This window comes from Klebsiella sp. 54 (assembly GCF_018223875.1).
Lineage (GTDB): Bacteria > Pseudomonadota > Gammaproteobacteria > Enterobacterales > Enterobacteriaceae > Klebsiella > Klebsiella quasipneumoniae.
On the sequence record NZ_JAGRRA010000010.1, the window covers coordinates 233056 to 255324 of the forward strand.

Below are 22269 nucleotides of genomic sequence, written 5' to 3' on the forward strand. Positions count from 1 at the left end.
TATGCACGAGAATCAACAACCACAAACCGAGGCTTTTGAGCTGAGTGCGGCAGAGCGTGAGGCTATTGAGCACGAGAAGCACCACTACGAAGACCCGCGTGCGGCGTCCATCGAAGCGCTGAAAATCGTTCAGAAACAGCGCGGCTGGGTGCCGGATGGCGCGATCTACGCCATTGCCGATGTGCTGGGCATCCCGGCCAGCGACGTCGAAGGCGTGGCGACGTTCTACAGCCAAATTTTCCGCCAGCCGGTTGGCCGTCACGTGATCCGCTACTGCGACAGCGTGGTGTGTCACATTACCGGCTATCAGGGGATTCAGGCCGCCATCGAGAAGAAGCTGAACATCAAGCCAGGGCAGACCACCTTTGATGGCCGCTTTACCCTGCTGCCGACCTGCTGCCTGGGCAACTGCGACAAGGGACCGACCATGATGATTGATGAGGACACTCACAGCCATCTGACGCCGGAGGCAATTCCTGACCTGCTGGAGCAGTACAAATGAAAACCGTAATTCGTACTGCGGAAACGCATCCGCTCACCTGGCGCCTGCGCGACGACAAGCAGCCGGTCTGGCTGGACGAGTATCGCAGCAAAAATGGCTATGAAGGGGCGCGAAAAGCGCTGACCGGCATGGCGCCGGACGAGATCGTCACGGCGGTAAAAGACGCTGGCCTGAAAGGGCGCGGCGGCGCGGGCTTCTCCACCGGTCTGAAGTGGAGCCTGATGCCGAAAGACGAATCCATGAACATCCGTTACCTGCTGTGTAACGCCGATGAGATGGAGCCGGGCACCTATAAAGACCGCCTGCTGATGGAGCAGCTCCCGCACCTGCTGGTGGAAGGCATGCTGATCTCCGCCTTTGCGCTGAAGGCTTATCGCGGCTACATCTTCCTGCGCGGAGAGTATATCGAAGCGGCCCAGCATCTGCGCCGCGCGATTGCCGAAGCCACCGAGGCGGGCCTGCTGGGGAAAAATATCCTCGGCACTGGTTTTGACTTCGAGCTGTTTGTCCACACCGGGGCAGGACGCTATATCTGCGGCGAAGAGACGGCGCTGATCAACTCCCTGGAAGGCCGCCGCGCTAACCCGCGCTCCAAGCCGCCGTTCCCGGCGAGCTCCGGCGTGTGGGGTAAGCCGACCTGCGTCAACAACGTGGAAACCCTGTGCAACGTGCCGGCGATTCTGGCTAACGGCGTCGAGTGGTACCAGAACATCTCCACCAGTAAAGATGCCGGCACCAAGCTGATGGGCTTCTCCGGCCGCGTGAAGAACCCGGGTGTCTGGGAGCTGCCGTTCGGCACCACGGCCCGCGAGATCCTTGAAGATTACGCCGGCGGTATGCGCGATGGCCTGAAGTTTAAAGCCTGGCAGCCGGGTGGGGCAGGGACCGACTTCCTCACCGAAGCGCACCTCGATCTGCCGATGGAGTTCGAAAGCATTGGTAAAGCGGGCAGCCGTCTGGGCACCTCGCTGGCGATGGCCGTTGACCACGAGATCAACATGGTCTCGCTGGTGCGCAACCTCGAAGAGTTCTTTGCCCGCGAGTCCTGTGGCTGGTGTACGCCGTGCCGCGATGGTCTGCCGTGGAGCGTGAAGATCCTGCGCGCCCTGGAGCGCGGCGAAGGTCAGCCTGGCGATATCGAAACGCTTGAGCAACTGTGTCGATTCCTGGGCCCAGGGAAAACCTTCTGCGCGCACGCGCCGGGCGCGGTTGAGCCGCTGCAGAGCGCGATTAAATATTTCCGCGAAGAATTCGAGGCTGGCATTAAGCAGCAGTTCAGCAATACCCATGCAATCAACGGGATTCAGCCGAACCTGCTTAAGACGCGCTGGTAATCTAAAGGTTTTTTTATTTTTGGAAGCACGCTAATGGCTACGATTCATGTAGACGGCAAAGAATACGAGGTCAACGGAGCGGACAACCTGCTGGAGGCTTGTCTCTCTCTTGGGCTTGATATTCCCTACTTTTGCTGGCATCCGGCGCTAGGGAGCGTCGGTGCTTGCCGCCAGTGTGCGGTGAAGCAATATCAGAACGCGGAAGACACGCGTGGTCGCCTGGTGATGTCCTGTATGACTCCGGCATCCGACGGCACCTTTATTTCTATCGACGACGGCGAAGCGAAGCAGTTCCGCGAAAGCGTGGTGGAGTGGCTGATGACCAACCACCCGCACGACTGCCCGGTCTGCGAAGAGGGCGGCAACTGCCACCTGCAGGATATGACGGTGATGACCGGCCATAGCTTCCGCCGCTATCGTTTTACCAAGCGTACCCACCGCAACCAGGATCTGGGGCCGTTTATTTCTCACGAAATGAACCGCTGCATCGCCTGCTACCGCTGCGTGCGCTACTACAAAGATTATGCCGACGGCACCGATCTGGGCGTCTATGGCGCCCACGACAACGTCTACTTCGGCCGCCCGGAAGATGGCACCCTGGAAAGCGAATTCTCCGGCAACCTGGTGGAAGTCTGCCCGACCGGCGTCTTCACCGATAAAACGCACTCCGAGCGTTATAACCGTAAGTGGGACATGCAGTTTGCGCCGAGCATCTGCCAGCAGTGTTCCATTGGCTGCAACATCAGCCCGGGCGAACGCTATGGCGAGCTGCGTCGTATCGAAAACCGCTATAACGGGACCGTTAACCGCTACTTCCTCTGCGACCGCGGTCGTTTCGGCTATGGCTATGTGAACCTGAAAGACCGTCCGCGTCAGCCGGTTCAGCGCCGCGGCGACGATCTGATTACCCTCAACGCCGAGCAGGCGATGCAGGGCGCGGCGGATATTCTGCGCCAGTCGAAGAAAGTGATCGGCATCGGCTCCCCGCGCGCCAGCATTGAAAGCAACTTCGCGCTGCGCGAGCTGGTGGGCGCCGACAACTTCTATACCGGCATCGCCAAAGGCGAACAAGCGCGCCTGCAGATGATGCTGAAAGTGCTGCGCGAAGGTGGGATCCACACCCCAAGCCTGCGCGATATCGAATCCTACGACGCGGTACTGGTGCTGGGCGAAGACATTACCCAGACCGGCGCGCGCGTCGCGCTGGCGGTGCGTCAGGCGGTGAAAGGGAAAGCACGCGAAATGGCGGCGGCACAGAAAGTGGCCGACTGGCAGATTGCGGCGATCCTCAACATCGGCCAGCGCGCCAAGCACCCGCTATTCGTCACCAACATCGATGACACCCGCCTGGATGACATCGCCGCGTGGACCTACCGCGCGCCGGTAGAAGATCAGGCGCGTCTCGGCTTCGCCATCGCCCATGCGCTGGACGACAGCGCGCCGGCGGTTGACGGCCTGAGCCGCGAACTGCAGGGTAAAGTCGATGTCATCGTCCAGGCGCTGGCCGGGGCGAAAAAACCACTGATTATTTCCGGGACCAACGCCGGCAGCATGGAGATCATCCAGGCCGCTGCTAACGTGGCGAAAGCTCTGAAAGGCCGTGGCGCCGACGTCGGCGTGACCATGGTTGCCCGCGCGGTGAACAGCGTCGGTCTGGGTATGATCGGCGGCGGCTCGCTCGAGGAGGCGCTCGACGAACTGGAAAGCGGCGCCGCAGACGCAGTTATCGTGCTGGAAAACGACCTTCACCGTCATGCTTCCGCCGCCCGCGTCGACGCAGCGCTCTCCAAAGCGCCGCTGGTGATGGTGGTTGACCATCAGCGCACGGCGATTATGGACAAAGCGCACCTGGTGCTCTCCGCAGCAAGCTTTGCGGAAAGCGACGGTACCGTGGTGAACAACGAAGGCCGCGCCCAGCGTTTCTTCCAGGTCTACGACCCGGCCTACTACGACGCGAAAACCGTGATGCTGGAAAGCTGGCGCTGGCTGCATTCTCTGCACAGCACCGTTAACAACCGTCAGGTTGACTGGACGCAGCTGGACCACGTTATCGATGCCGCGATTGCCGCACTGCCGCAGCTGGCGGGCATAAAAGATGCCGCGCCGGATGCGACCTTCCGCATTCGTGGGCAGAAACTGGCGCGTGAACCGCACCGCTACAGCGGCCGCACGGCGATGCGCGCTAACATCAGCGTCCACGAGCCGCGTCAGCCGCAGGATAAAGACACGATGTTCGCCTTCTCCATGGAAGGGAACAACCAGCCGTCTGCCCCGCGTTCGCAGATCCCGTTCGCCTGGGCGCCGGGCTGGAACTCCCCGCAGGCATGGAACAAGTTCCAGGATGAAGTGGGCGGGAAACTGCGCCATGGCGATCCGGGCGTCCGCCTGTTTGAAGCTTCCGCCAGCGGGCTGGAATACTTCACGGCGGTGCCGGCCAGCTTCCAGGCGGAAGAGGGGAAATGGCGTATCGCACCTTATTATCACCTGTTTGGCAGCGATGAGTTGTCACAGCGCGCGCCGGTGTTCCAGAGCCGGATGCCTGAGCCGTACATCAAGCTGAACCCGGCGGATGCCGCGAAGCTTGGCGTCAACGCCGGGGCGATGCTCTCCTTTAGCGTGGAAGGCCAGACCCTGCGTCTGCCGCTGGTTATCTCTGAAAGTCTGACCGCAGGACAGGTTGGCTTACCGATGGGCATGCCGGGCATTGCGCCGGTACTGACCGGATCGCGTATTGATTCACTGCAGGAGGCGAAAGCATGAGCTGGTTAACGCCGGATCTTATCGACATTCTGTTAAGCATCCTGAAGGCCGTGGTCATTCTGCTGGTGGTGGTCACCTGCGGCGCGTTCATGAGCTTCGGCGAGCGTCGTCTGCTCGGTCTGTTCCAGAACCGCTACGGGCCAAACCGGGTGGGCTGGGGTGGTTCGCTGCAGCTGGTCGCCGACATGATCAAGATGTTCTTTAAAGAGGACTGGATCCCGCGCTTTTCCGATCGCGTGATCTTTACTCTGGCGCCGGTTATCGCCTTTACCTCGCTGCTGCTGGCCTTCGCTATCGTGCCGGTCAGCCCGACGTGGGTGGTGGCTGACCTGAACATCGGGATCCTGTTCTTCCTGATGATGGCAGGCCTGGCGGTTTACGCGGTGCTGTTCGCCGGTTGGTCGAGCAACAACAAATACTCCCTGCTGGGGGCGATGCGTGCTTCCGCGCAGACCCTAAGCTACGAAGTGTTCCTCGGCCTCTCCCTGATGGGCGTGGTGGCGCAGGCGGGGTCATTCAACATGACCGATATCGTCAACAACCAGGCGCATCTGTGGAACGTTATCCCGCAGTTCTTCGGCTTCGTGACGTTCGCCATCGCCGGCGTGGCGGTGTGTCACCGTCACCCGTTCGACCAGCCGGAAGCGGAGCAGGAGCTGGCCGATGGTTACCACATTGAATACTCCGGCATGAAGTTCGGTCTGTTCTTCGTGGGTGAATACATCGGTATCGTCACCGTTTCAGCGCTGATCGTCACACTGTTCTTCGGCGGCTGGAATGGCCCGTGGTTACCTCCTTTCATCTGGTTCGCGCTGAAAACCGCGTTCTTCATGATGATGTTCATTTTGATCCGCGCATCATTACCGCGTCCGCGCTATGACCAGGTAATGTCCTTTGGCTGGAAGGTATGCCTGCCGTTAACGCTGGTCAACTTGTTGGTAACGGCGGCTGTCATTCTCTGGCAGGCGCAATAAGGGGTGAATTGAACATGACCTTAAAAGAATTATTGGTGGGGTTCGGCACCCAGGTCCGGAGTATCTGGATGATTGGCCTGCATGCCTTCGCCAAACGTGAAACCCGGATGTACCCGGAAGAGCCGGTCTATTTGCCGCCGCGTTATCGCGGCCGCATCGTGCTGACGCGCGATCCGGACGGTGCAGAGCGCTGCGTCGCCTGTAACCTGTGTGCGGTAGCTTGCCCGGTGGGCTGTATTTCGCTGCAGAAAGCAGAGACGGTAGACGGCCGCTGGTACCCTGAGTTCTTCCGCATCAACTTCTCACGCTGCATCTTCTGCGGTCTGTGCGAAGAGGCGTGCCCGACCACGGCGATCCAGTTGACCCCTGACTTCGAGCTGGGTGAATACAAACGTCAGGATCTGGTGTACGAAAAAGAGGATCTGCTGATTTCCGGTCCGGGCAAATACCCGGAATATAACTTCTACCGGATGGCGGGTATGGCAATCGACGGCAAAGATAAGGGCGAAGCGGAAAACGAAGCTAAGCCGATCGACGTCAAGAGCCTGTTACCGTAAGGAGAGGGCAATGGAATTCGCTTTTTATATCTGTGGCCTGATCGCCATCCTCGCAACCTTGCGGGTCGTCACCCACACCAATCCGGTGCATGCGTTGCTGTACCTGATCATTTCGCTGTTAGCGATTGCCGGGGTGTTCTTCTCGCTGGGCGCGTACTTCGCCGGGGCGCTGGAGATTATCGTCTACGCTGGGGCCATTATGGTGCTGTTCGTCTTCGTGGTGATGATGCTCAACCTGGGCGGCAGCGAAATCGAACAGGAACGCAAATGGCTGCAGCCGGGGATCTGGATTGGCCCGGCCATCCTCTCCGCAGTGCTGCTGGTGGTTATCGTTTACGCCATTCTGGGGATTAACGACCAGGGTATCGACGGCGCGGCAATCAACGCTAAAGAAGTGGGTATTGCGCTGTTTGGGCCGTACGTCCTGGCGGTGGAGCTGGCCTCCATGCTGCTGCTGGCGGGCCTGGTGGTCGCCTTCCACATCGGTCGCGAAGAGCGCGCCGGCGAGGTGCTGAGCAACCGCGTGAACGACAGCGACAAAAGAAAAACGGAGGAACACGCATGATCCCCTTAACACATGGACTGATCCTCGCGGCCATCCTGTTTGTGCTTGGTCTGACGGGGCTGGTGATCCGCCGCAATCTGCTGTTTATGTTGATCAGCCTGGAAATCATGATTAACGCCGCCGCGCTGGCCTTTGTGGTGGCGGGCAGCTACTGGGGCCAGGCAGATGGTCAGATTATGTATATCCTCGCCATCAGCCTTGCGGCTGCGGAAGCGAGTATCGGTCTGGCGCTGCTGCTGCAGCTCCATCGTCGCCGCCAGAACCTGAACATCGATTCAGTAAGTGAGTTGCGTGGATGAACATGCTTGCCTTAACCATTCTTTTGCCATTGATTGGCTTTGTGCTGCTGGCCTTCTCCCGCGGGCGCTGGTCGGAAAACCTTTCCGCCACCGTTGGCATGGGCTCGGTAGGCCTGGCGGCGCTGGTCACCGCCTATGTCGGCGTCGACTTTTTCGCTAACGGCAAACAGGCGGTCAGCGTGCCGCTGTGGACCTGGATGTCGGTAGGGGATTTCAACATCGGCTTCAACCTGGTGCTGGACGGCCTGTCGCTGACCATGCTCTCCGTGGTGACCGGCGTCGGCTTCCTGATCCACATGTTCGCCTCCTGGTATATGCGCGGTGAAGAGGGCTACTCCCGCTTCTTCGCCTACACCAACCTGTTTATCGCCAGCATGGTGGTTCTGGTACTGGCCGACAACCTGCTGCTGATGTACCTGGGTTGGGAAGGGGTGGGTCTTTGCTCTTACCTGCTGATCGGCTTCTACTACACCGATCCGAAGAACGGCGCCGCAGCGATGAAAGCGTTTGTGGTGACCCGCGTCGGCGACGTGTTCCTCGCCTTCGCGCTGTTCATCCTCTACAACGAACTGGGTACCCTCAACTTCCGCGAAATGGTTGAGCTGGCGCCGCAGCACTTTGCTAACGGCAGTACCACGCTGCAGTGGGCGACGCTGATGCTGCTCGGCGGCGCGGTCGGTAAATCCGCCCAGCTGCCGCTGCAAACGTGGCTTGCCGATGCGATGGCGGGTCCGACGCCGGTTTCCGCGCTGATCCACGCCGCGACCATGGTCACCGCCGGCGTCTACCTGATCGCCCGTACCCACGGTCTGTTCCTGATGACGCCGGAAGTGCTGCATCTGGTCGGGATCGTCGGGGCGGTTACCCTGGTGCTGGCGGGCTTCGCCGCGCTGGTGCAGACCGACATTAAACGCGTTCTCGCTTACTCCACCATGAGCCAGATTGGCTACATGTTCCTCGCGCTGGGCGTGCAGGCATGGGACGCGGCGATTTTCCATCTGATGACTCACGCGTTCTTTAAAGCGTTGCTGTTCCTGTCGTCTGGTTCGGTGATTCTCGCCTGCCATCACGAACAGAACATCTTCAAGATGGGCGGCCTGCGCAAATCTATTCCGCTGGTGTACGTCTGCTTCCTGGTGGGGGGCGCGGCGCTGTCCGCTCTGCCGCTCATTACCGCAGGCTTCTTCAGTAAGGATGAGATCCTGGCGGGGGCGATGGCCAACGGTCATATCAACCTGATGGTGGCGGGCCTGGTCGGCGCCTTTATGACCTCGCTGTACACCTTCCGCATGATTTTCATTGTGTTCCACGGTAAAGAGCAAATTCACGCGCACGCAGGGAAGGGGATCACCCATCATCTGCCGCTGATTGTGCTGCTGGTGCTGTCCACCTTCGTTGGCGCGCTGATCGTGCCGCCGCTGGAAGGCGTCTTACCGCAGACCACTGAACTGGCGCACGGCAGCGTGATGACGCTGGAGATTGCCTCCGGGATCATCGCTATTGCCGGCATCCTGATCGCCGCATGGCTGTGGCTGGGCAAACGCACCCTGGTGACCTCTATCGCCAACAGCGCGCCTGGCCGCTTCTTCGGTACCTGGTGGTTCCATGCCTGGGGCTTCGACTGGTTATACGACAAAGTATTCGTTAAGCCATTCCTCGGCATTGCCTGGCTGCTGAAGAGCGATCCGCTGAACTCGTTGATGAATATCCCGGCGCTCCTCTCCCGCTTCGCAGGTAAAGGCCTGCTGGTGAGCGAGAACGGCTATCTGCGCTGGTATGTGGCGTCAATGAGCATTGGCGCGGTGGTGGTGCTGGCGCTGCTGATGGTATTGCGTTGAGTTTGAGAACGATTGTGTTGCCCGGCGGCCCGGTGCTTGCCGGGCCTACGGGAGCGTAGGTCGGGTTAGCATTAGCTCCACCCGACAAAACAAGCCTCAAACCGAAGTGAATTTTCTGTGAGAATTCGTTGAAAATCAGGTCGTAAAGGACAGGCGTTATCGGCGAAGTCAAAGTGGACGCCGCCTGCGCGGAGCAATCGGAGCGTACTAAAGTACGTGAGGATTGTGAGCACAGCCGGAGTTCGTTATGACGAGTAAGATAGCCTGAACCGGACTTAAATAAGGAATAAAAATCACCATGTTATTGCCTTGGTTGATATTAATCCCCTTTATCGGCGGCTTCCTGTGCTGGCAGACCGAACGCTTTGGCGTGAAAGTGCCGCGCTGGATCGCGCTGATTACCATGGGACTGACGCTGGTGCTTGGCCTGCAGCTGTGGATGCAGGGCGGCTATTCTCTGACGCAATCCGCGGGTATTCCGCAGTGGCAGTCTGAGTTCGTGCTGCCGTGGATCCCACGCTTCGGCATTAGCATTCATCTGGCGATCGACGGCCTGTCGCTGCTGATGGTAGTGCTGACCGGCCTGCTCGGCGTGCTGGCGGTGCTCTGTTCCTGGCGCGAAATCGAAAAATACCAGGGCTTCTTCCACCTCAACCTGATGTGGATCCTGGGCGGCGTCATCGGCGTGTTCCTCGCCATCGACATGTTCCTGTTCTTCTTCTTCTGGGAAATGATGTTGGTGCCGATGTACTTCCTGATCGCGCTGTGGGGCCACAAAGCCTCTGATGGTAAAACGCGTATCACGGCGGCCACCAAGTTCTTCATCTATACCCAGGCGAGCGGCCTGGTGATGCTGATTGCCATTCTGGCGCTGGCATTCGTCCACTTCAACGCCACCGGCGTGTGGACTTTCAACTATGAAGAGCTACTGAAAACCCCGATGTCCCACGGCGTGGAATATCTGCTGATGCTCGGCTTCTTCATCGCCTTCGCGGTGAAAATGCCAGTGGTGCCGCTGCACGGCTGGCTGCCGGACGCCCACTCCCAGGCGCCGACCGCCGGTTCCGTCGACCTTGCGGGGATCCTGCTGAAAACTGCGGCCTACGGTCTGCTGCGCTTTGCGCTGCCGCTGTTCCCGAACGCCTCCGCCGAGTTTGCGCCTATCGCCATGTGGCTGGGCGTGATCGGGATCTTCTACGGCGCGTGGATGGCCTTTGCCCAGACTGATATCAAACGTCTCATCGCCTACACCTCCGTGTCCCACATGGGCTTCGTGCTGATTGCTATCTACACCGGCAGCCAGCTGGCGTATCAGGGGGCGGTGATCCAGATGATTGCTCACGGTCTCTCCGCGGCGGGTCTGTTTATTCTCTGCGGCCAGCTGTACGAACGTCTACATACCCGTGACATGCGTCAGATGGGCGGTCTGTGGAGCAAAATCAAATGGCTGCCGGCGATGTCGATGTTCTTCGCCGTCGCCACCCTGGGGATGCCGGGCACCGGTAACTTCGTCGGCGAATTTATGATCCTGTTCGGCAGCTATAAAGTGGTGCCGGTGATCACCGTGATCTCGACCTTTGGTCTGGTATTCGCGTCCGTTTACTCGCTGTCGATGCTGCATCGCGCTTACTTCGGTAAAGCGAAAAGCGAAATCGCGGCGAAAGCGCTGCCGGGGATGTCCCTGCGTGAACTGTCTATCATCCTGCTGCTGGTGGTGCTGCTGGTGCTGTTGGGCTTCTTCCCGCAGCCGATCCTCGACACCTCGCATGCTGCGATGAGCAACATTCAGCAGTGGTTTGTTAATTCTGTTTCTACTACAAGGCCGTAATTCGCCATGACAATAACTCCACAACAACTGATCGCACTGCTACCGCTGCTGATCGTCGGCTTGACGGTGGTGGTTGTGATGCTCTCCATTGCGTGGCGACGCAATCATTTTCTCAATGCCACGCTGTCGGTTCTCGGGCTTAACGCCGCGCTGGTCTCGCTCTGGTTCGTCGGCCAGAATGGGGCAATGGACGTCACGCCGCTGATCCGCGTTGACGGCTACGCGATGCTCTACACTGGGCTGGTGCTGCTGGCGAGTCTCGCCACCTGTACTTTCGCCTATCCGTGGCTTGAGGGTTACAAGGACAACAAAGAAGAGTTCTACCTGCTGGTGCTGATCGCCGCCCTGGGCGGCATTCTGCTGGCCGGTGCGAATCATCTGGCGGCGCTGTTCCTCGGCATTGAGTTAATCTCGCTGCCGCTGTTCGGCCTGGTCGGCTACGCCTTCCGCCAGAAGCGTTCGCTGGAAGCGAGCATCAAATACACCATCCTCTCCGCGGCAGCCTCCTCTTTCCTGCTGTTCGGTATGGCGCTGGTGTATGCGAACTCCGGCAACCTGTCCTTCCTTGCGCTGGGCAAGAGCCTGGCGGACAACACGCTGCACGAGCCGCTGCTGCTGGCGGGTCTCGGCCTGATGATCGTCGGTCTTGGCTTTAAGCTGTCGCTGGTGCCGTTCCACCTGTGGACGCCGGACGTTTACCAGGGGGCGCCTGCGCCGGTCTCCACCTTCCTGGCGACCGCCAGCAAGATCGCCATCTTCGGCGTGGTGATGCGTCTGTTCCTGTACATGCCGGTGGGCAACAGCGAAGCGGTGCGCGTGGTGCTGGGGCTGATCGCCTTCGCCTCTATCATCTTCGGTAACCTGATGGCGCTGAGCCAGACCAATATCAAACGTCTGCTCGGTTACTCTTCTATCTCCCACCTCGGCTATCTGCTGGTGGCGCTGATCGCCCTGCAAAGCGGCGAAATGTCGATGGAAGCCGTTGGCGTCTACCTGGCCGGCTACCTGTTCAGCAGCCTCGGCGCGTTCGGCGTGGTCAGCCTGATGTCCAGCCCATACCGTGGCCCGGACGCGGACTCGCTGTTCTCCTACCGCGGTCTGTTCTGGCACCGTCCGATCCTGTCGGCGGTGATGACGGTGATGATGCTCTCCCTGGCCGGTATCCCAATGACTCTCGGCTTTATCGGTAAGTTCTACGTGCTGGCCGTCGGTGTTCACGCCCATCTGTGGTGGCTGGTTGCCGCGGTGGTTGTCGGCTCGGCGATCGGTCTCTACTACTACCTGCGCGTGGCGGTGAGCCTGTACCTGAGCGCGCCGGAGCAGCTGAACCGTGATGCGCCGTCGAACTGGCAGTACAGCGCTGGCGGTATCGTGGTGCTGATCTCTGCCCTGCTGGTGCTGGTGCTCGGTATCTGGCCGCAGCCGCTGATTAGCATCGTGCAGCTGGCGACGCCGCTGATGTAAGTGGATTGACTCAATAAAAAAACCGCCGGAATGGCGGTTTTTTTATGCCCGGAATGTTACGCCACCGTGTAAACCATAAAGTCTTCCGCCAGCAGGGTGTCCGGGAAAATCTCCCGGCATTCCGCCAGCATCCGCAGGCAGCCCTCGGCATCGTAGCGTGAGCTAAAGTGGGTGGCGATAAGCGTGCCGACGCCTGCCTCTTTAGCCAGCGTCGCGGTCTGCTGACTGGAGGAGTGGCCGCGACTATTGGCTTTCTCCGCCATCGCCTGCTCCAGGGTGGTCTCGTGGACCATCACATCCGCGCCGCGCGCCATCTCCAGCGCCTGCGGGCAGGGAGCGGTATCGCCAAAGATGGCCAGCGTTTTACCCGGCGTGGCGGGCCCCAGGTAGCGGCTGCCGTCGATCACCCGGCCATCCGCCAGCGTCACCTGTTCACCGCGCTTAAGGCGGTGAAACAGCGGCCCGGGAGGCACGCCGTCGGCAATCAGCTGGGCGGCGTCGAGGGCGCCGGGCTTGTCGTGTTGCTCAATGCGATACCCGTAGCACTCCACCGGATGGCTAAGCGGGAACGCGGTGACCCGATAGCCCTCTTCGTCGAACACCAGACCGGGGCCGACTTCGATGATGGTCAGAGGATAGTCGGTCCACGAGCCGCTGAGGCGCAGCGCGGTGTCAATGAATTCTTTTATTCCTGTTGGTCCGTAGACCGTCAGCGGCAGCGAATTCCCCTGCATCGAGCGGCTGCACAGCAGTCCGGGCAGGCCGAACAGATGGTCGCCGTGCAAATGGGTAATAAAGATCTTATTCAGTTTGCCAGGATGATGGGGCGTATGCAGAAACTGATGCTGGGTCCCTTCGCCGCAGTCAAACAACCACATTTCGGCGCGGGTTGGCTGTTGCAAATTGAGTATTATCGACGTCATATTACGCGTGCGGGTCGGCACCCCGGCGGATGTCCCCAAAAAAGTTAATTCCATCGTCCAGTGTCCTCAGGGCGAGTCGCAAAACATCAGTATATCAATAAGGAGCAGTAGATGATGACCTGGCTGGATCTCCATCATAGTGAACTCACCGTTCCCCAGCTGTATGCGCTACTGAAGCTGCGCAGCGAAGTCTTTGTCGTGGAGCAGCAGTGCGCTTATCAGGATGTCGACGGCGATGATTTGGTTGGGGAAAATCGCCATCTTCTCGGCTGGCGCGATGGCGAACTGGTGGCTTATGCGCGGATCCTTAAAAGCGAAGAGATGTACGATCCGGTGGTGATTGGCCGGGTTATCGTCAGCCCCGCCGCGCGCGGCGAAAAGCTTGGCCATCAGCTGATGGCGCAGGCGCTGGCCAGCTGTCAGCGGCACTGGCCGCAAAAGTCGATTTACCTTGGGGCGCAGGCGCACCTGCAAGCTTTTTACGCCCACTTCGGTTTTACGCCGGTGACTGAGGTCTATGATGAGGATGGCATTCCGCACATCGGCATGGCGCGGGAAAGCCGCGCTGTTTGACCCCTCAACACTCACATTCCAACCCTGTTCCGGGCCGGCGAGCAGGTGAGATAAAACCCGCTCCCTCGTCATGGGTACTGCTATTCCGCCGTCGAACCCCTTATAATGTGGGGTTTTACTACCGTGGAGGTTTGCGTGCTGTCTGTTTCCACTGCGCTGGCCCGTTTACGTGACGGCCTGAGTGAACCCTTTCCTGACTCACCCGGCACGCGAATTATCGATATTGCCTTTCCGCTGAATGATGCCTTCGATCCGCTGCTATGGTGCGGCCAGCAGCCGCAGTGGCCGCAGTTCTACTGGCAGCAGCGCAATGGCGACGAGGAGATGGCGGCGCTGGGGGCGGTAAAAAGCTTTCCCTCGCTCGACGCGGCGAACCGCTTTTTACACCAGGCCGGACGGCAGGATCTGCGCATCTGCGGCCTGAATGCGTTTGCCCCGCAGCAAGGCCGGCTGGTGCTGCCGCGTCTGGAATGGCGTCGGTGCGGCGGCAGGGCCGTGATGCGGCTGGTGCTGCACAGCGACCTCTCACTGCGCGACGATGCCATGACGGCGCGTGATTTTCTCGCCAGCCTGACCACCGCCCAGGCGACCCCTGGCGGCGTACCGCCGCTGTTGAGCGAGCGCCACTCCTCCGATTATCCCCTGTGGCAGGCAATGATAGAGCTGGCGACGCAGGCCATCGCCGCCGGCGACATGGATAAAGTGGTGCTGGCGCGGGCAACCGACCTGCAGTTTGCCGCCCCGCTGGATGCCGTGAGCATCATGGCCGCCAGCCGCAGCCGCAATCTTAACTGTTTTCATTTCCTGATGGCGTTCAATGCCCGTCAGGCGTTTTTCGGCTCCACGCCGGAGCGGCTGTGGCGCCGGCGCGGCGCGCTGCTGCGCACCGAAGCGCTGGCGGGCACCGTCGCTAATCATCAGGATGACGCGAAGGCGCAGCAGTTGGCCGACTGGTTGATGAAAGACGACAAAAATCAGCGGGAAAACATGCTGGTGGTGGAGGATATCTGCCAGCGCCTGCAGAGTGAGGCCTCGACGCTGGACGTTCTGCCGCCGCAGGTGGTGAGGTTGCGCAAGGTACAGCATCTTCGACGCTGCATCTGGACCGAACTGACGGAGCCTGACGACAGCCGCTGTCTGCTGCAGCTGCAGCCTACCGCTGCGGTGGCTGGCCTGCCGCGGCGGCCGGCGCTGGCATTCATTCAGCGCCATGAACCTTTTTCCCGTGAATGGTACGCCGGTTCCGCCGGGTATCTGTCGCTGGCGCAAAGCGAGTTTTGCGTGGCGCTGCGTTCGGCGAAAGTGGACAACGACACCCTGCGACTGTATGCCGGGGCGGGGATCGTCAGCGGCTCCGATGCGCTGCAGGAGTGGCAGGAGATTGACAACAAAGCGGCCGGGCTGCGCTCGCTACTCTGTCCATAAGCGGGAATGACGATGCATATCAAAACGCCGTCACTTTGGCTTATCTATACTTAGCATCAATATTTGATACCGGACAATTTCATGTCAGTAAGCGCATTCAACCGACGCTGGGCGGCGGTGATCCTGGAAGCTTTAACGCGCCACGGCGTGCAGCATATCTGCATCGCGCCGGGCTCGCGCTCGACACCCTTAACCCTGGCGGCGGCGGAAAACCGCGCCTTTATCCATCATACCCATTTTGACGAACGCGGCCTCGGCCACCTGGCGCTCGGTCTGGCGAAAGCCAGTCGTCAGCCGGTGGCGGTCATTGTGACCTCCGGGACCGCCACCGCGAATCTCTATCCGGCGCTGATTGAGGCGGGTCTCACCGGGGAAAAGCTGATTCTCCTGACCGCCGACCGTCCGCCGGAGCTGATCGACTGTGGCGCCAATCAGGCGATTCGTCAGCCGGGGATGTTCGCCTCCCATCCGTCGCAGACGATTTCTCTGCCGCGTCCCTCGCAGGATATTTCCGCCCGCTGGCTGGTCTCGACCATCGACCAGGCGCTGGGCGAGCTGCACGCCGGCGGGGTGCATATCAACTGCCCGTTCGCCGAACCGCTGTATGGCGATATGGATGATACCGGCGTGGAGTGGCAGCAGCAGCTCGGCAGCTGGTGGCAGAGCGATAAGCCCTGGCTGCGTCAGGCGCTGCAGAGGGAAAGTGAGAAACAGCGCGACTGGTTCTTCTGGCGGCAAAAGCGCGGCGTGGTCGTGGCGGGCAGAATGAGCGCTGCCGAAGGGAAAAAAGTGGCCGAGTGGGCCCAAACCCTCGGCTGGCCGCTGATCGGCGATGTCCTGTCGCAGACCGGGCAGCCGCTGCCGTGCGCTGACCTGTGGCTGGGTAATGGCAAAGCGGTGAGCGAGCTGGCGCAGGCGCAGATCGTGGTTCAGCTCGGCAGCAGCCTGACCGGCAAGCGGGTTCTGCAGTGGCAGGCCACCTGCGAGCCTGATGAATACTGGCTGGTGGATAATCTGCCCGGTCGTCTCGATCCGGCACAGCACCGCGGCCGCCGTCTGCTCGCCAGCGTTGACCGCTGGCTTGAGCTGCACCCGGCGGAGAAACGCCAGCCGTGGGCGACGGCCATTCCTGAACTGGCCCGTCAGGCGTGGGAGGCGGCGGTCGCCAGCAACGAACCCTTTGGCGAAGCGCAGCTGGCGCAGCGAATTCGCCGCTATCTGCCGGAACAGGGGCAACTGTTTGTCGGCAACAGCCTGGTGGTGCGCCTGATCGACGCCCTGGCGCAGCTGCCGGCCGGCTACCCGGTTTACAGCAACCGCGGCGCCAGCGGCATTGATGGCTTGATCGCCACCGCCGCCGGCGTGCAGCGCGCCAGCGCCAGGCCAACCCTGGCCATCGTCGGCGATCTTTCGGCGCTGTACGATCTCAACTCGCTGGCTCTACTGCGCCAGGCGTCGGCGCCGCTGGTGCTGATCGTGGTGAACAACAACGGCGGGCAGATTTTCTCCATGCTGCCGACGCCGCAGAACGAGCGGCGCCAGTTCTACTTAATGCCGCAGGATGTTAATTTCAGCCACGCGGCGGCGATGTTCGGTCTGGCCTATCATCGCCCGGCTGACTGGCAGACGCTGGATGAGGCGCTGGCCGGCGCCTGGCGCAGGGCAGGGGCGACGGTGATTGAGCTGGCGGTCAATGAGACCGACGGCACACAGACCCTCCAGCAGCTGCTGGCGCAGGTAAGCCGCCTGTGACCCTCAGCGCGGCTGTCGAACATGGCCAGTCGGGTTATCCCTGGCTGGTCTTTCTGCACGGTTTTTCCGGCGACCGCAACGAGTGGCGGGAAGTCGGCGACGCGTTTCGCGCCTGGCCGCGGCTGTATCTCGATCTGCCGGGCCACGGCGGCTCCGCGAATATCGCAGTGCAGGACTTTGCCGGGGTCAATATTCTGCTGCAGGCTACGCTTAATAGTTACAACATACTTAACTACTGGCTGATCGGCTACTCGCTGGGGGGCCGGGTGGCGATGAACTTCGCCTGCCAGCCGCGCGCGGGTCTGCGCGGCCTGATCGTCGAAGGCGGCCATCCGGGCCTGCAGGATGCCGAAGCGCGGCGGGCGCGGCGCAGCAACGACAGCGCCTGGGCGGACCGTTTTCGCCATGAGCCGTTGGCACAGGTCTTTGCCGACTGGTATCAGCAGCCGGTCTTCGCTTCACTGAACGCCGGGCAGCGCGCGGCGCTGGTCGCCTTACGCAGCCGGAACAACGGCGCGACGCTGGCGGCGATGCTGCAGGCGACCTCCCTTGCCGGGCAGGCCGATCTGCGCGCACCCCTGCAGGCGCGCGATTTCCCCTTTCATTACCTGTGCGGCGAGCGCGACGCGAAGTTTCATGCCATCGCCCAGGCGCTCGCGGCGGATCTCCATCTTATTCACCATGCCGGACACAACGCGCACCGGGACAACCCGGCGGCGGTGATTGCCTGTCTGGCGCAGATTTTGGCAAGTTAACTGAAGGACATTCTATGATCTCTCTTGATGAAGCAATGCTCTATGCCCCTGTTGAATGGCACGATTGTTCCGAAGGCTATACCGATATTCGCTACCACAAATCGGCCGACGGCATTGCCAAAATCACTATCAACCGCCCGCAGGTGCGCAACGCCTTCCGCCCGCTGACCGTCAAAGAAATGATCCAGGCGCTGGCGGATGCCCGTTATGACGACAATATCGGGGTGATTGTCCTGACCGGCGAAGGTGAGAAAGCCTTTTGCGCCGGCGGCGATCAGAAAGTTCGCGGTGATTACGGCGGCTATCAGGATGACTCCGGCGTACATCATCTCAACGTACTCGATTTTCAGCGCCAGATCCGCACCTGCCCGAAACCGGTGGTGGCGATGGTGGCCGGCTACTCTATCGGCGGCGGCCACGTGTTGCACATGATGTGCGATCTGACCATCGCGGCGGAAAACGCCATCTTCGGTCAGACCGGGCCGAAGGTCGGCTCCTTCGACGGCGGCTGGGGCGCCTCCTATATGGCGCGCATCGTCGGGCAGAAAAAAGCGCGGGAAATCTGGTTCCTCTGCCGTCAGTATGACGCGCAGCAGGCGCTGGATATGGGGCTGGTGAACACCGTGGTGCCGCTGGCGGATCTGGAAAAAGAGACGGTGCGTTGGTGTCGGGAAATGCTGCAGAACAGTCCAATGGCGCTGCGCTGCCTGAAAGCGGCGCTGAACGCCGACTGCGACGGCCAGGCCGGTCTGCAGGAGCTGGCGGGCAACGCCACTATGCTGTTCTACATGACGGAAGAGGGGCAGGAAGGCCGCAATGCCTTCAACCAGAAACGTCAGCCGGACTTCAGCAAATTTAAACGGAATCCCTAATGCGCATTTCGCAGGTTTACCGCTGGCAGATACCGATGGACGCGGGCGTGGTGCTGCGCGAACGGCGGTTAAAAACCCGCGATGGGCTGTTCATCCACCTGCGGGAGGGTGAACGCGAAGGCTGGGGGGAAATATCTCCCCTGCCGGGATTCAGCGCAGAGACCCTGGAGGAGGCGCAGGCGGCGCTATTGCTCTGGGCGCAGGCCTGGCGCGACGGCGCGGAGCCGGCGCTTCCTGCGCTGCCCTCTGTCGCGTTTGGCATCAGCTGCGCGCAGGCGGAGCTCAGCGGCGAGCTGCCGCTGGCCGCGGATTATCGCGCAGCGCCGCTCTGCTCCGGCGATCCGGATGAGCTGTTCGCCAGACTGGCGGCGATGCCCGGCGAGAAAGTCGCTAAGGTGAAAGTGGGTCTCTGGGAGGCGGTCCGCGACGGCATGGTGGTTAATCTGCTGCTGGAAGCCATCCCCGACCTGCAGCTGCGTCTGGATGCCAACCGGGCCTGGACGCCGCTGAAAGCGCAGCAGTTTGCGAAATACGTCAATCCGGCGTATCGCCAGCGCATTGCCTTTATTGAGGAGCCTTGTAAAACGCCGGAGGACTCACGAGCCTTTAGCCGCGAAACCGGGATCGCTATCGCCTGGGATGAAAGCCTGCGCGAGGCGGATTTTCGCTTCGTCGCCGAGCCGGGCGTGCGCGCGGTGGTGATCAAGCCGACGCTAACCGGCAGTTTACACCAGGTTCAGCAGCAGGTCGCCGCGGCCCATGCGCTGGGGCTGAGCGCGGTGATCAGTTCGTCGATCGAGTCCAGCCTCGGGTTAACTCAGCTGGCGCGGGTTGCCGCCTGGCTGACGCCGCAGACCATCCCCGGACTGGACACCCTGTCGCTGATGAGCGCCCAACTGGTACGGCCGTGGCCGGAAAGCACCCTGCCGATGATCAACATGGATACGCTGGAGGCGCTGTTGTGACCTTTTGCGACTGGCCCTGGCGCCACTGGCGCCAGCGGCGCGGAGAGGCGCAGGCGCTGCGCCTGAATGACCAGCCGCTGACCTGGCGCGACCTGTGCGACCACGTTGACGCGCTGGCGGCCGGCTTTGCCGCGCAGGGCGTAACGGCAGGTCACGGGGTGGCGCTGCAGGCTTTTAACCAGCCCTCGACGCTGCTGGCCTGGCTGGCGCTGCTGCAGTGCGGCGCGCGGGTGCTGCCGCTGAATCCGCAGCTGCCCGCAGCGTTGCTGCAGGAACTGCTGCCAGCGTTGACCGTCCAGCATCAGCTGGTGCTTAACGGCGATGCGCTGCCGGGGGATTTACCGGCGTTAACCCTGCAGGCGGCAGCGGGAACCCATGCTGTGCCGTGGCGCGGGGATCGTTTCGCCTCAATGACGCTGACCTCGGGGTCGACCGGTCTGCCGAAGGCGGCAGTGCATGATGCCAGCGCCCATCTGGCCAGCGCCGCCGGCGTGCTGGCGCTGATGCCGTTTGCCGCAGAAGATGACTGGCTGCTGTCGCTGCCGCTGTTTCATGTCTCCGGCCAGGGGATTATGTGGCGCTGGCTGCTGGCCGGCGCGCGGCTGACGGTGCGCGATAAACAACCGCTGGCGCAGATGCTGCAGGGCTGCACCCACGCTTCGCTGGTGCCGACTCAGCTGTGGCGCCTGCTGAATGACGGTGCTGCGCTCTCCCTCAAGGCGGTGCTGCTTGGCGGCGCGGCGATCCCGGTCGAGTTGACCGAGCGGGCGCGGGGGCAGGGGGTACGCACCTACTGCGGCTATGGCCTGACCGAATTTGCTTCCACCGTCTGCGCCAAAGAGGCCGACGGCGCGGCGGATGTGGGCGCGCCGTTGCCGGGGCGGGAGATGAAAATCGTTGCCGGCGAGGTCTGGCTGCGGGCGGCGAGTATGGCCGCGGGCTACTGGCGCGACGGTCAATTGTTGCCATTGACCAACGACGAAGGGTGGTTTGCCACCCGCGATCGCGGCGAGATCATCAATGGACGGCTCACTCTCCTCGGGCGCCTGGATAATCTCTTTTTCAGCGGTGGGGAAGGGATCCAGCCTGAGGAGGTGGAACGGATCATCGTGGCGCATCCGCAGATACAACAGGCGTTTGTCGTGCCGCTGGACGATGCGGAATATGGCCAGCGTCCGGTCGCGGTGGTGGAATGCGATGACGGCTGCGAGATGAGCGTGCTGGCGGCATGGAGCGCGGAGCGGCTGGCGCGTTTCCAGCAGCCGGTGCGTTGGCTGCGGCTGCCGGAAACGTTAAAGAACGGTGGGATTAAGATCTCGCGCCGGGCGCTGCGCGAATGGGTCAATTCGCCGGCTTAGCCGATATTGGCTTCGGCGCGACGCTGGCGCTGTTTACGCCGCAGACGCAGCAGCGGCGGCACCACCAGCACGGCGATGGCCAGCACCAGCAGCGTTTTGGTCACTCCACTTTGCCACAGGATCGCCAGGTTGCCGTTGCTGATGGACAGCGCGCGACGCAGGTTCTGCTCCAGCATCTCCCCCAGCACGAAGCCAAGGATCAGCGGCGACATCGGGAAGTGCATTTTGCGCATGATGTAGCCAAGCACGCCAAGCCCCACCATCAGCAACAGGTCAAAAGTGGTGCTGTGTACCGCGTAAACGCCGACGGCGGAGACCGCGGCGATGGCCGGGACCAGAAACCACAGCGGAATGGTCAGCATACGGGTGAACAGGCCGATCAACGGAATGTTCATGATAAGCAGCATCACGTTAGCGATCAGCAGGGCGGCAATCAGCCCCCAGACGATATCCGGCTGTTCGGTGAACATCGCCGGGCCGGGCGTAATGTTATACAGCGTCAGCGCGCCCATCATCACCGCGGTGGTGCCGGACCCTGGCACGCCGAGCGTCAGCATGGGAATAAAGGAACCGCAGGCGGAGGCGTTATTGGCCGCTTCCGGCGCCGCCACGCCGCGAATATCTCCCTTGCCGAAGTTATCGCTGTTACCGCTGAGTTTTTTCTCCGTCATGTAGGTAATGGCGCTGGCGATGGTCGCCCCGGCGCCGGGCAGAATACCGACGAAGAAACCCACCACCGAGGAGCGCAGCGTCGCGCCGACGCACTGTGCGGCCTCTTTGGTGTTAAACAGCATCCGTCCGGTTTTCCGCACCAGGGTTTGTCCGCCGCTGGTGCTCTCCAGCATCAGCAGGATCTCCGATACCGAGAACAAGCCGATCACCACCACAATAAACTGCACGCCGTCGGAGAGATGGACGCTGTCGAAGGTGAAGCGGTAAACCCCGGTATTGGCGTCCACTCCCACCGTCGCCAGACCCAGGCCGATTAACGCCGCGAGGAACGACTTCAGCGGGTTCTGCGCCATCATGCTGCCAAGACAGGCGATGGCGAAGACCATCAGCGCGAAGTATTCCGCTGGACCGAACGCCAGCGACCACTGGGCGAGCAGCGGCGCGAACAAAATAATGCCGCCGATGGCGATCAGTGAGCCAAAGAAGGAACTGACGGCGGAAATCGACAGCGCAACGCCGCCGCGACCCTGCTGGGCCATCGGATAGCCGTCGAGGGCGGTCATAATGGCGGCGGCATCGCCGGGCACGTTCAACAGAATCGATGAGATTCGCCCGCCGTATTCGCAACCGATATAGACCGTCGCCAGCAGGATCAGCGCCGATTCCGCGGGCAGGTGAAGGGCGAAAGCCAGCGGCAGCAGGATCGCCACGCCGTTGATAGGGCCCAGCCCCGGCAGCAGGCCGACGATCGTCCCGACAAAGCAGCCGATCAGGGCGATCAGCAGGTTCTCCGGCGTCATGGCGACGGCGAAGCCCTGCGAGAGATAGATCCAGGTATCCATAAACGCCTCCG

The 22269-nt window shown here is 61.4% G+C and carries 19 protein-coding genes; 17 read left to right on the forward strand and 2 right to left on the reverse strand.

Annotation, left to right across the window (positions count from 1 at the left end):
• Position 1: 1 nt before the first annotated feature.
• The 10 genes from nuoE (at position 2) to nuoN (ending at position 12121) form a co-directional block, all read left to right on the forward strand.
• Entirely contained in the window at positions 2–502 is a 501-nt protein-coding gene (gene nuoE, locus KHQ24_RS19650) for an NADH-quinone oxidoreductase subunit NuoE (RefSeq protein WP_002913160.1), read from the forward strand.
• Positions 499–1836: an NADH-quinone oxidoreductase subunit NuoF gene (gene nuoF / locus KHQ24_RS19655; protein ID WP_002913158.1), complete on the forward strand. Its 1338-nt coding sequence runs from the start codon at positions 499–501 to the stop codon at positions 1834–1836. The genes nuoE and nuoF overlap by 4 nt, the downstream gene beginning before the upstream one ends.
• 33 nt (positions 1837–1869) lie before the next feature.
• On the forward strand, positions 1870–4596 hold the full coding sequence (gene nuoG / locus KHQ24_RS19660; RefSeq protein ID WP_211777422.1) for an NADH-quinone oxidoreductase subunit NuoG: 2727 nt from the start codon (positions 1870–1872) through the stop codon (positions 4594–4596).
• Positions 4593–5570: an NADH-quinone oxidoreductase subunit NuoH gene (nuoH, locus tag KHQ24_RS19665; RefSeq protein ID WP_002913156.1), complete on the forward strand. Its 978-nt coding sequence runs from the start codon at positions 4593–4595 to the stop codon at positions 5568–5570. The genes nuoG and nuoH overlap by 4 nt, the downstream gene beginning before the upstream one ends.
• 14 nt (positions 5571–5584) lie before the next feature.
• Complete coding sequence (nuoI, locus tag KHQ24_RS19670; RefSeq protein ID WP_002913152.1) at positions 5585–6127, forward strand: NADH-quinone oxidoreductase subunit NuoI; 543 nt, start codon at positions 5585–5587, stop codon at positions 6125–6127.
• 10 nt (positions 6128–6137) lie between these two features.
• Positions 6138–6692, forward strand: coding sequence for an NADH-quinone oxidoreductase subunit J (nuoJ, locus tag KHQ24_RS19675; protein WP_004201743.1), 555 nt, complete (start codon positions 6138–6140; stop codon positions 6690–6692).
• Complete coding sequence (nuoK, locus tag KHQ24_RS19680; protein ID WP_002913148.1) at positions 6689–6991, forward strand: NADH-quinone oxidoreductase subunit NuoK; 303 nt, start codon at positions 6689–6691, stop codon at positions 6989–6991. Before nuoJ ends, nuoK begins: the two co-directional genes overlap by 4 nt.
• A complete protein-coding gene (gene nuoL, locus KHQ24_RS19685) occupies positions 6988–8829 on the forward strand; it encodes an NADH-quinone oxidoreductase subunit L (protein ID WP_004201740.1) in 1842 nt (613 codons plus the stop codon). Before nuoK ends, nuoL begins: the two co-directional genes overlap by 4 nt.
• A 298-nt stretch (positions 8830–9127) precedes the next feature.
• A complete protein-coding gene (gene nuoM / locus KHQ24_RS19690; RefSeq protein ID WP_004201738.1) occupies positions 9128–10657 on the forward strand; it encodes an NADH-quinone oxidoreductase subunit M in 1530 nt (509 codons plus the stop codon).
• A gap of 6 nt (positions 10658–10663) precedes the next feature.
• Positions 10664–12121: an NADH-quinone oxidoreductase subunit NuoN gene (nuoN, locus tag KHQ24_RS19695; protein ID WP_004201737.1), complete on the forward strand. Its 1458-nt coding sequence runs from the start codon at positions 10664–10666 to the stop codon at positions 12119–12121.
• Positions 12122–12177: 56 nt separating this feature from the next.
• On the opposite strand, the gene rnz is transcribed toward nuoN, so the two are convergent.
• Positions 12178–13098 (reverse strand): ribonuclease Z, encoded by a 921-nt coding sequence (gene rnz / locus KHQ24_RS19700; protein ID WP_004201736.1) that lies wholly within the window; start codon positions 13096–13098, stop codon positions 12178–12180.
• Between the two features lie 57 nt (positions 13099–13155).
• Between rnz and KHQ24_RS19705 the strand changes: the two genes are divergently transcribed.
• From KHQ24_RS19705 to menE, 7 genes are all read left to right on the forward strand, one after another.
• Positions 13156–13617 carry a GNAT family N-acetyltransferase gene (locus KHQ24_RS19705; RefSeq protein ID WP_163619382.1) on the forward strand — a complete coding sequence of 154 codons (462 nt, stop codon included), beginning with the start codon at positions 13156–13158 and terminating at the stop codon, positions 13615–13617.
• A gap of 135 nt (positions 13618–13752) precedes the next feature.
• Positions 13753–15042, forward strand: coding sequence for an isochorismate synthase MenF (gene menF, locus KHQ24_RS19710; protein WP_211777423.1), 1290 nt, complete (start codon positions 13753–13755; stop codon positions 15040–15042).
• Between the two features lie 81 nt (positions 15043–15123).
• The gene (gene menD / locus KHQ24_RS19715; RefSeq protein WP_124989393.1) at positions 15124–16794 is read left to right on the forward strand and encodes a 2-succinyl-5-enolpyruvyl-6-hydroxy-3-cyclohexene-1-carboxylic-acid synthase; all 1671 of its coding nucleotides are present in this window, start codon (positions 15124–15126) and stop codon (positions 16792–16794) included.
• Entirely contained in the window at positions 16791–17549 is a 759-nt protein-coding gene (menH, locus tag KHQ24_RS19720; protein WP_211777424.1) for a 2-succinyl-6-hydroxy-2,4-cyclohexadiene-1-carboxylate synthase, read from the forward strand. Before menD ends, menH begins: the two co-directional genes overlap by 4 nt.
• A 14-nt stretch (positions 17550–17563) precedes the next feature.
• Positions 17564–18421, forward strand: coding sequence for a 1,4-dihydroxy-2-naphthoyl-CoA synthase (menB, locus tag KHQ24_RS19725; RefSeq protein WP_004201730.1), 858 nt, complete (start codon positions 17564–17566; stop codon positions 18419–18421).
• The gene (gene menC, locus KHQ24_RS19730) at positions 18421–19386 is read left to right on the forward strand and encodes an o-succinylbenzoate synthase (protein ID WP_064178359.1); all 966 of its coding nucleotides are present in this window, start codon (positions 18421–18423) and stop codon (positions 19384–19386) included. Before menB ends, menC begins: the two co-directional genes overlap by 1 nt.
• Positions 19383–20744 carry an o-succinylbenzoate--CoA ligase gene (menE, locus tag KHQ24_RS19735; RefSeq protein ID WP_080847679.1) on the forward strand — a complete coding sequence of 454 codons (1362 nt, stop codon included), beginning with the start codon at positions 19383–19385 and terminating at the stop codon, positions 20742–20744. The genes menC and menE overlap by 4 nt, the downstream gene beginning before the upstream one ends.
• Here the strand turns inward: menE and KHQ24_RS19740 are convergent.
• Entirely contained in the window at positions 20741–22258 is a 1518-nt protein-coding gene (locus KHQ24_RS19740) for a tripartite tricarboxylate transporter permease (RefSeq protein ID WP_004201726.1), read from the reverse strand. The two genes, menE and KHQ24_RS19740, sit on opposite strands and share 4 nt — an antisense overlap.
• Positions 22259–22269 lie beyond the last annotated feature (11 nt).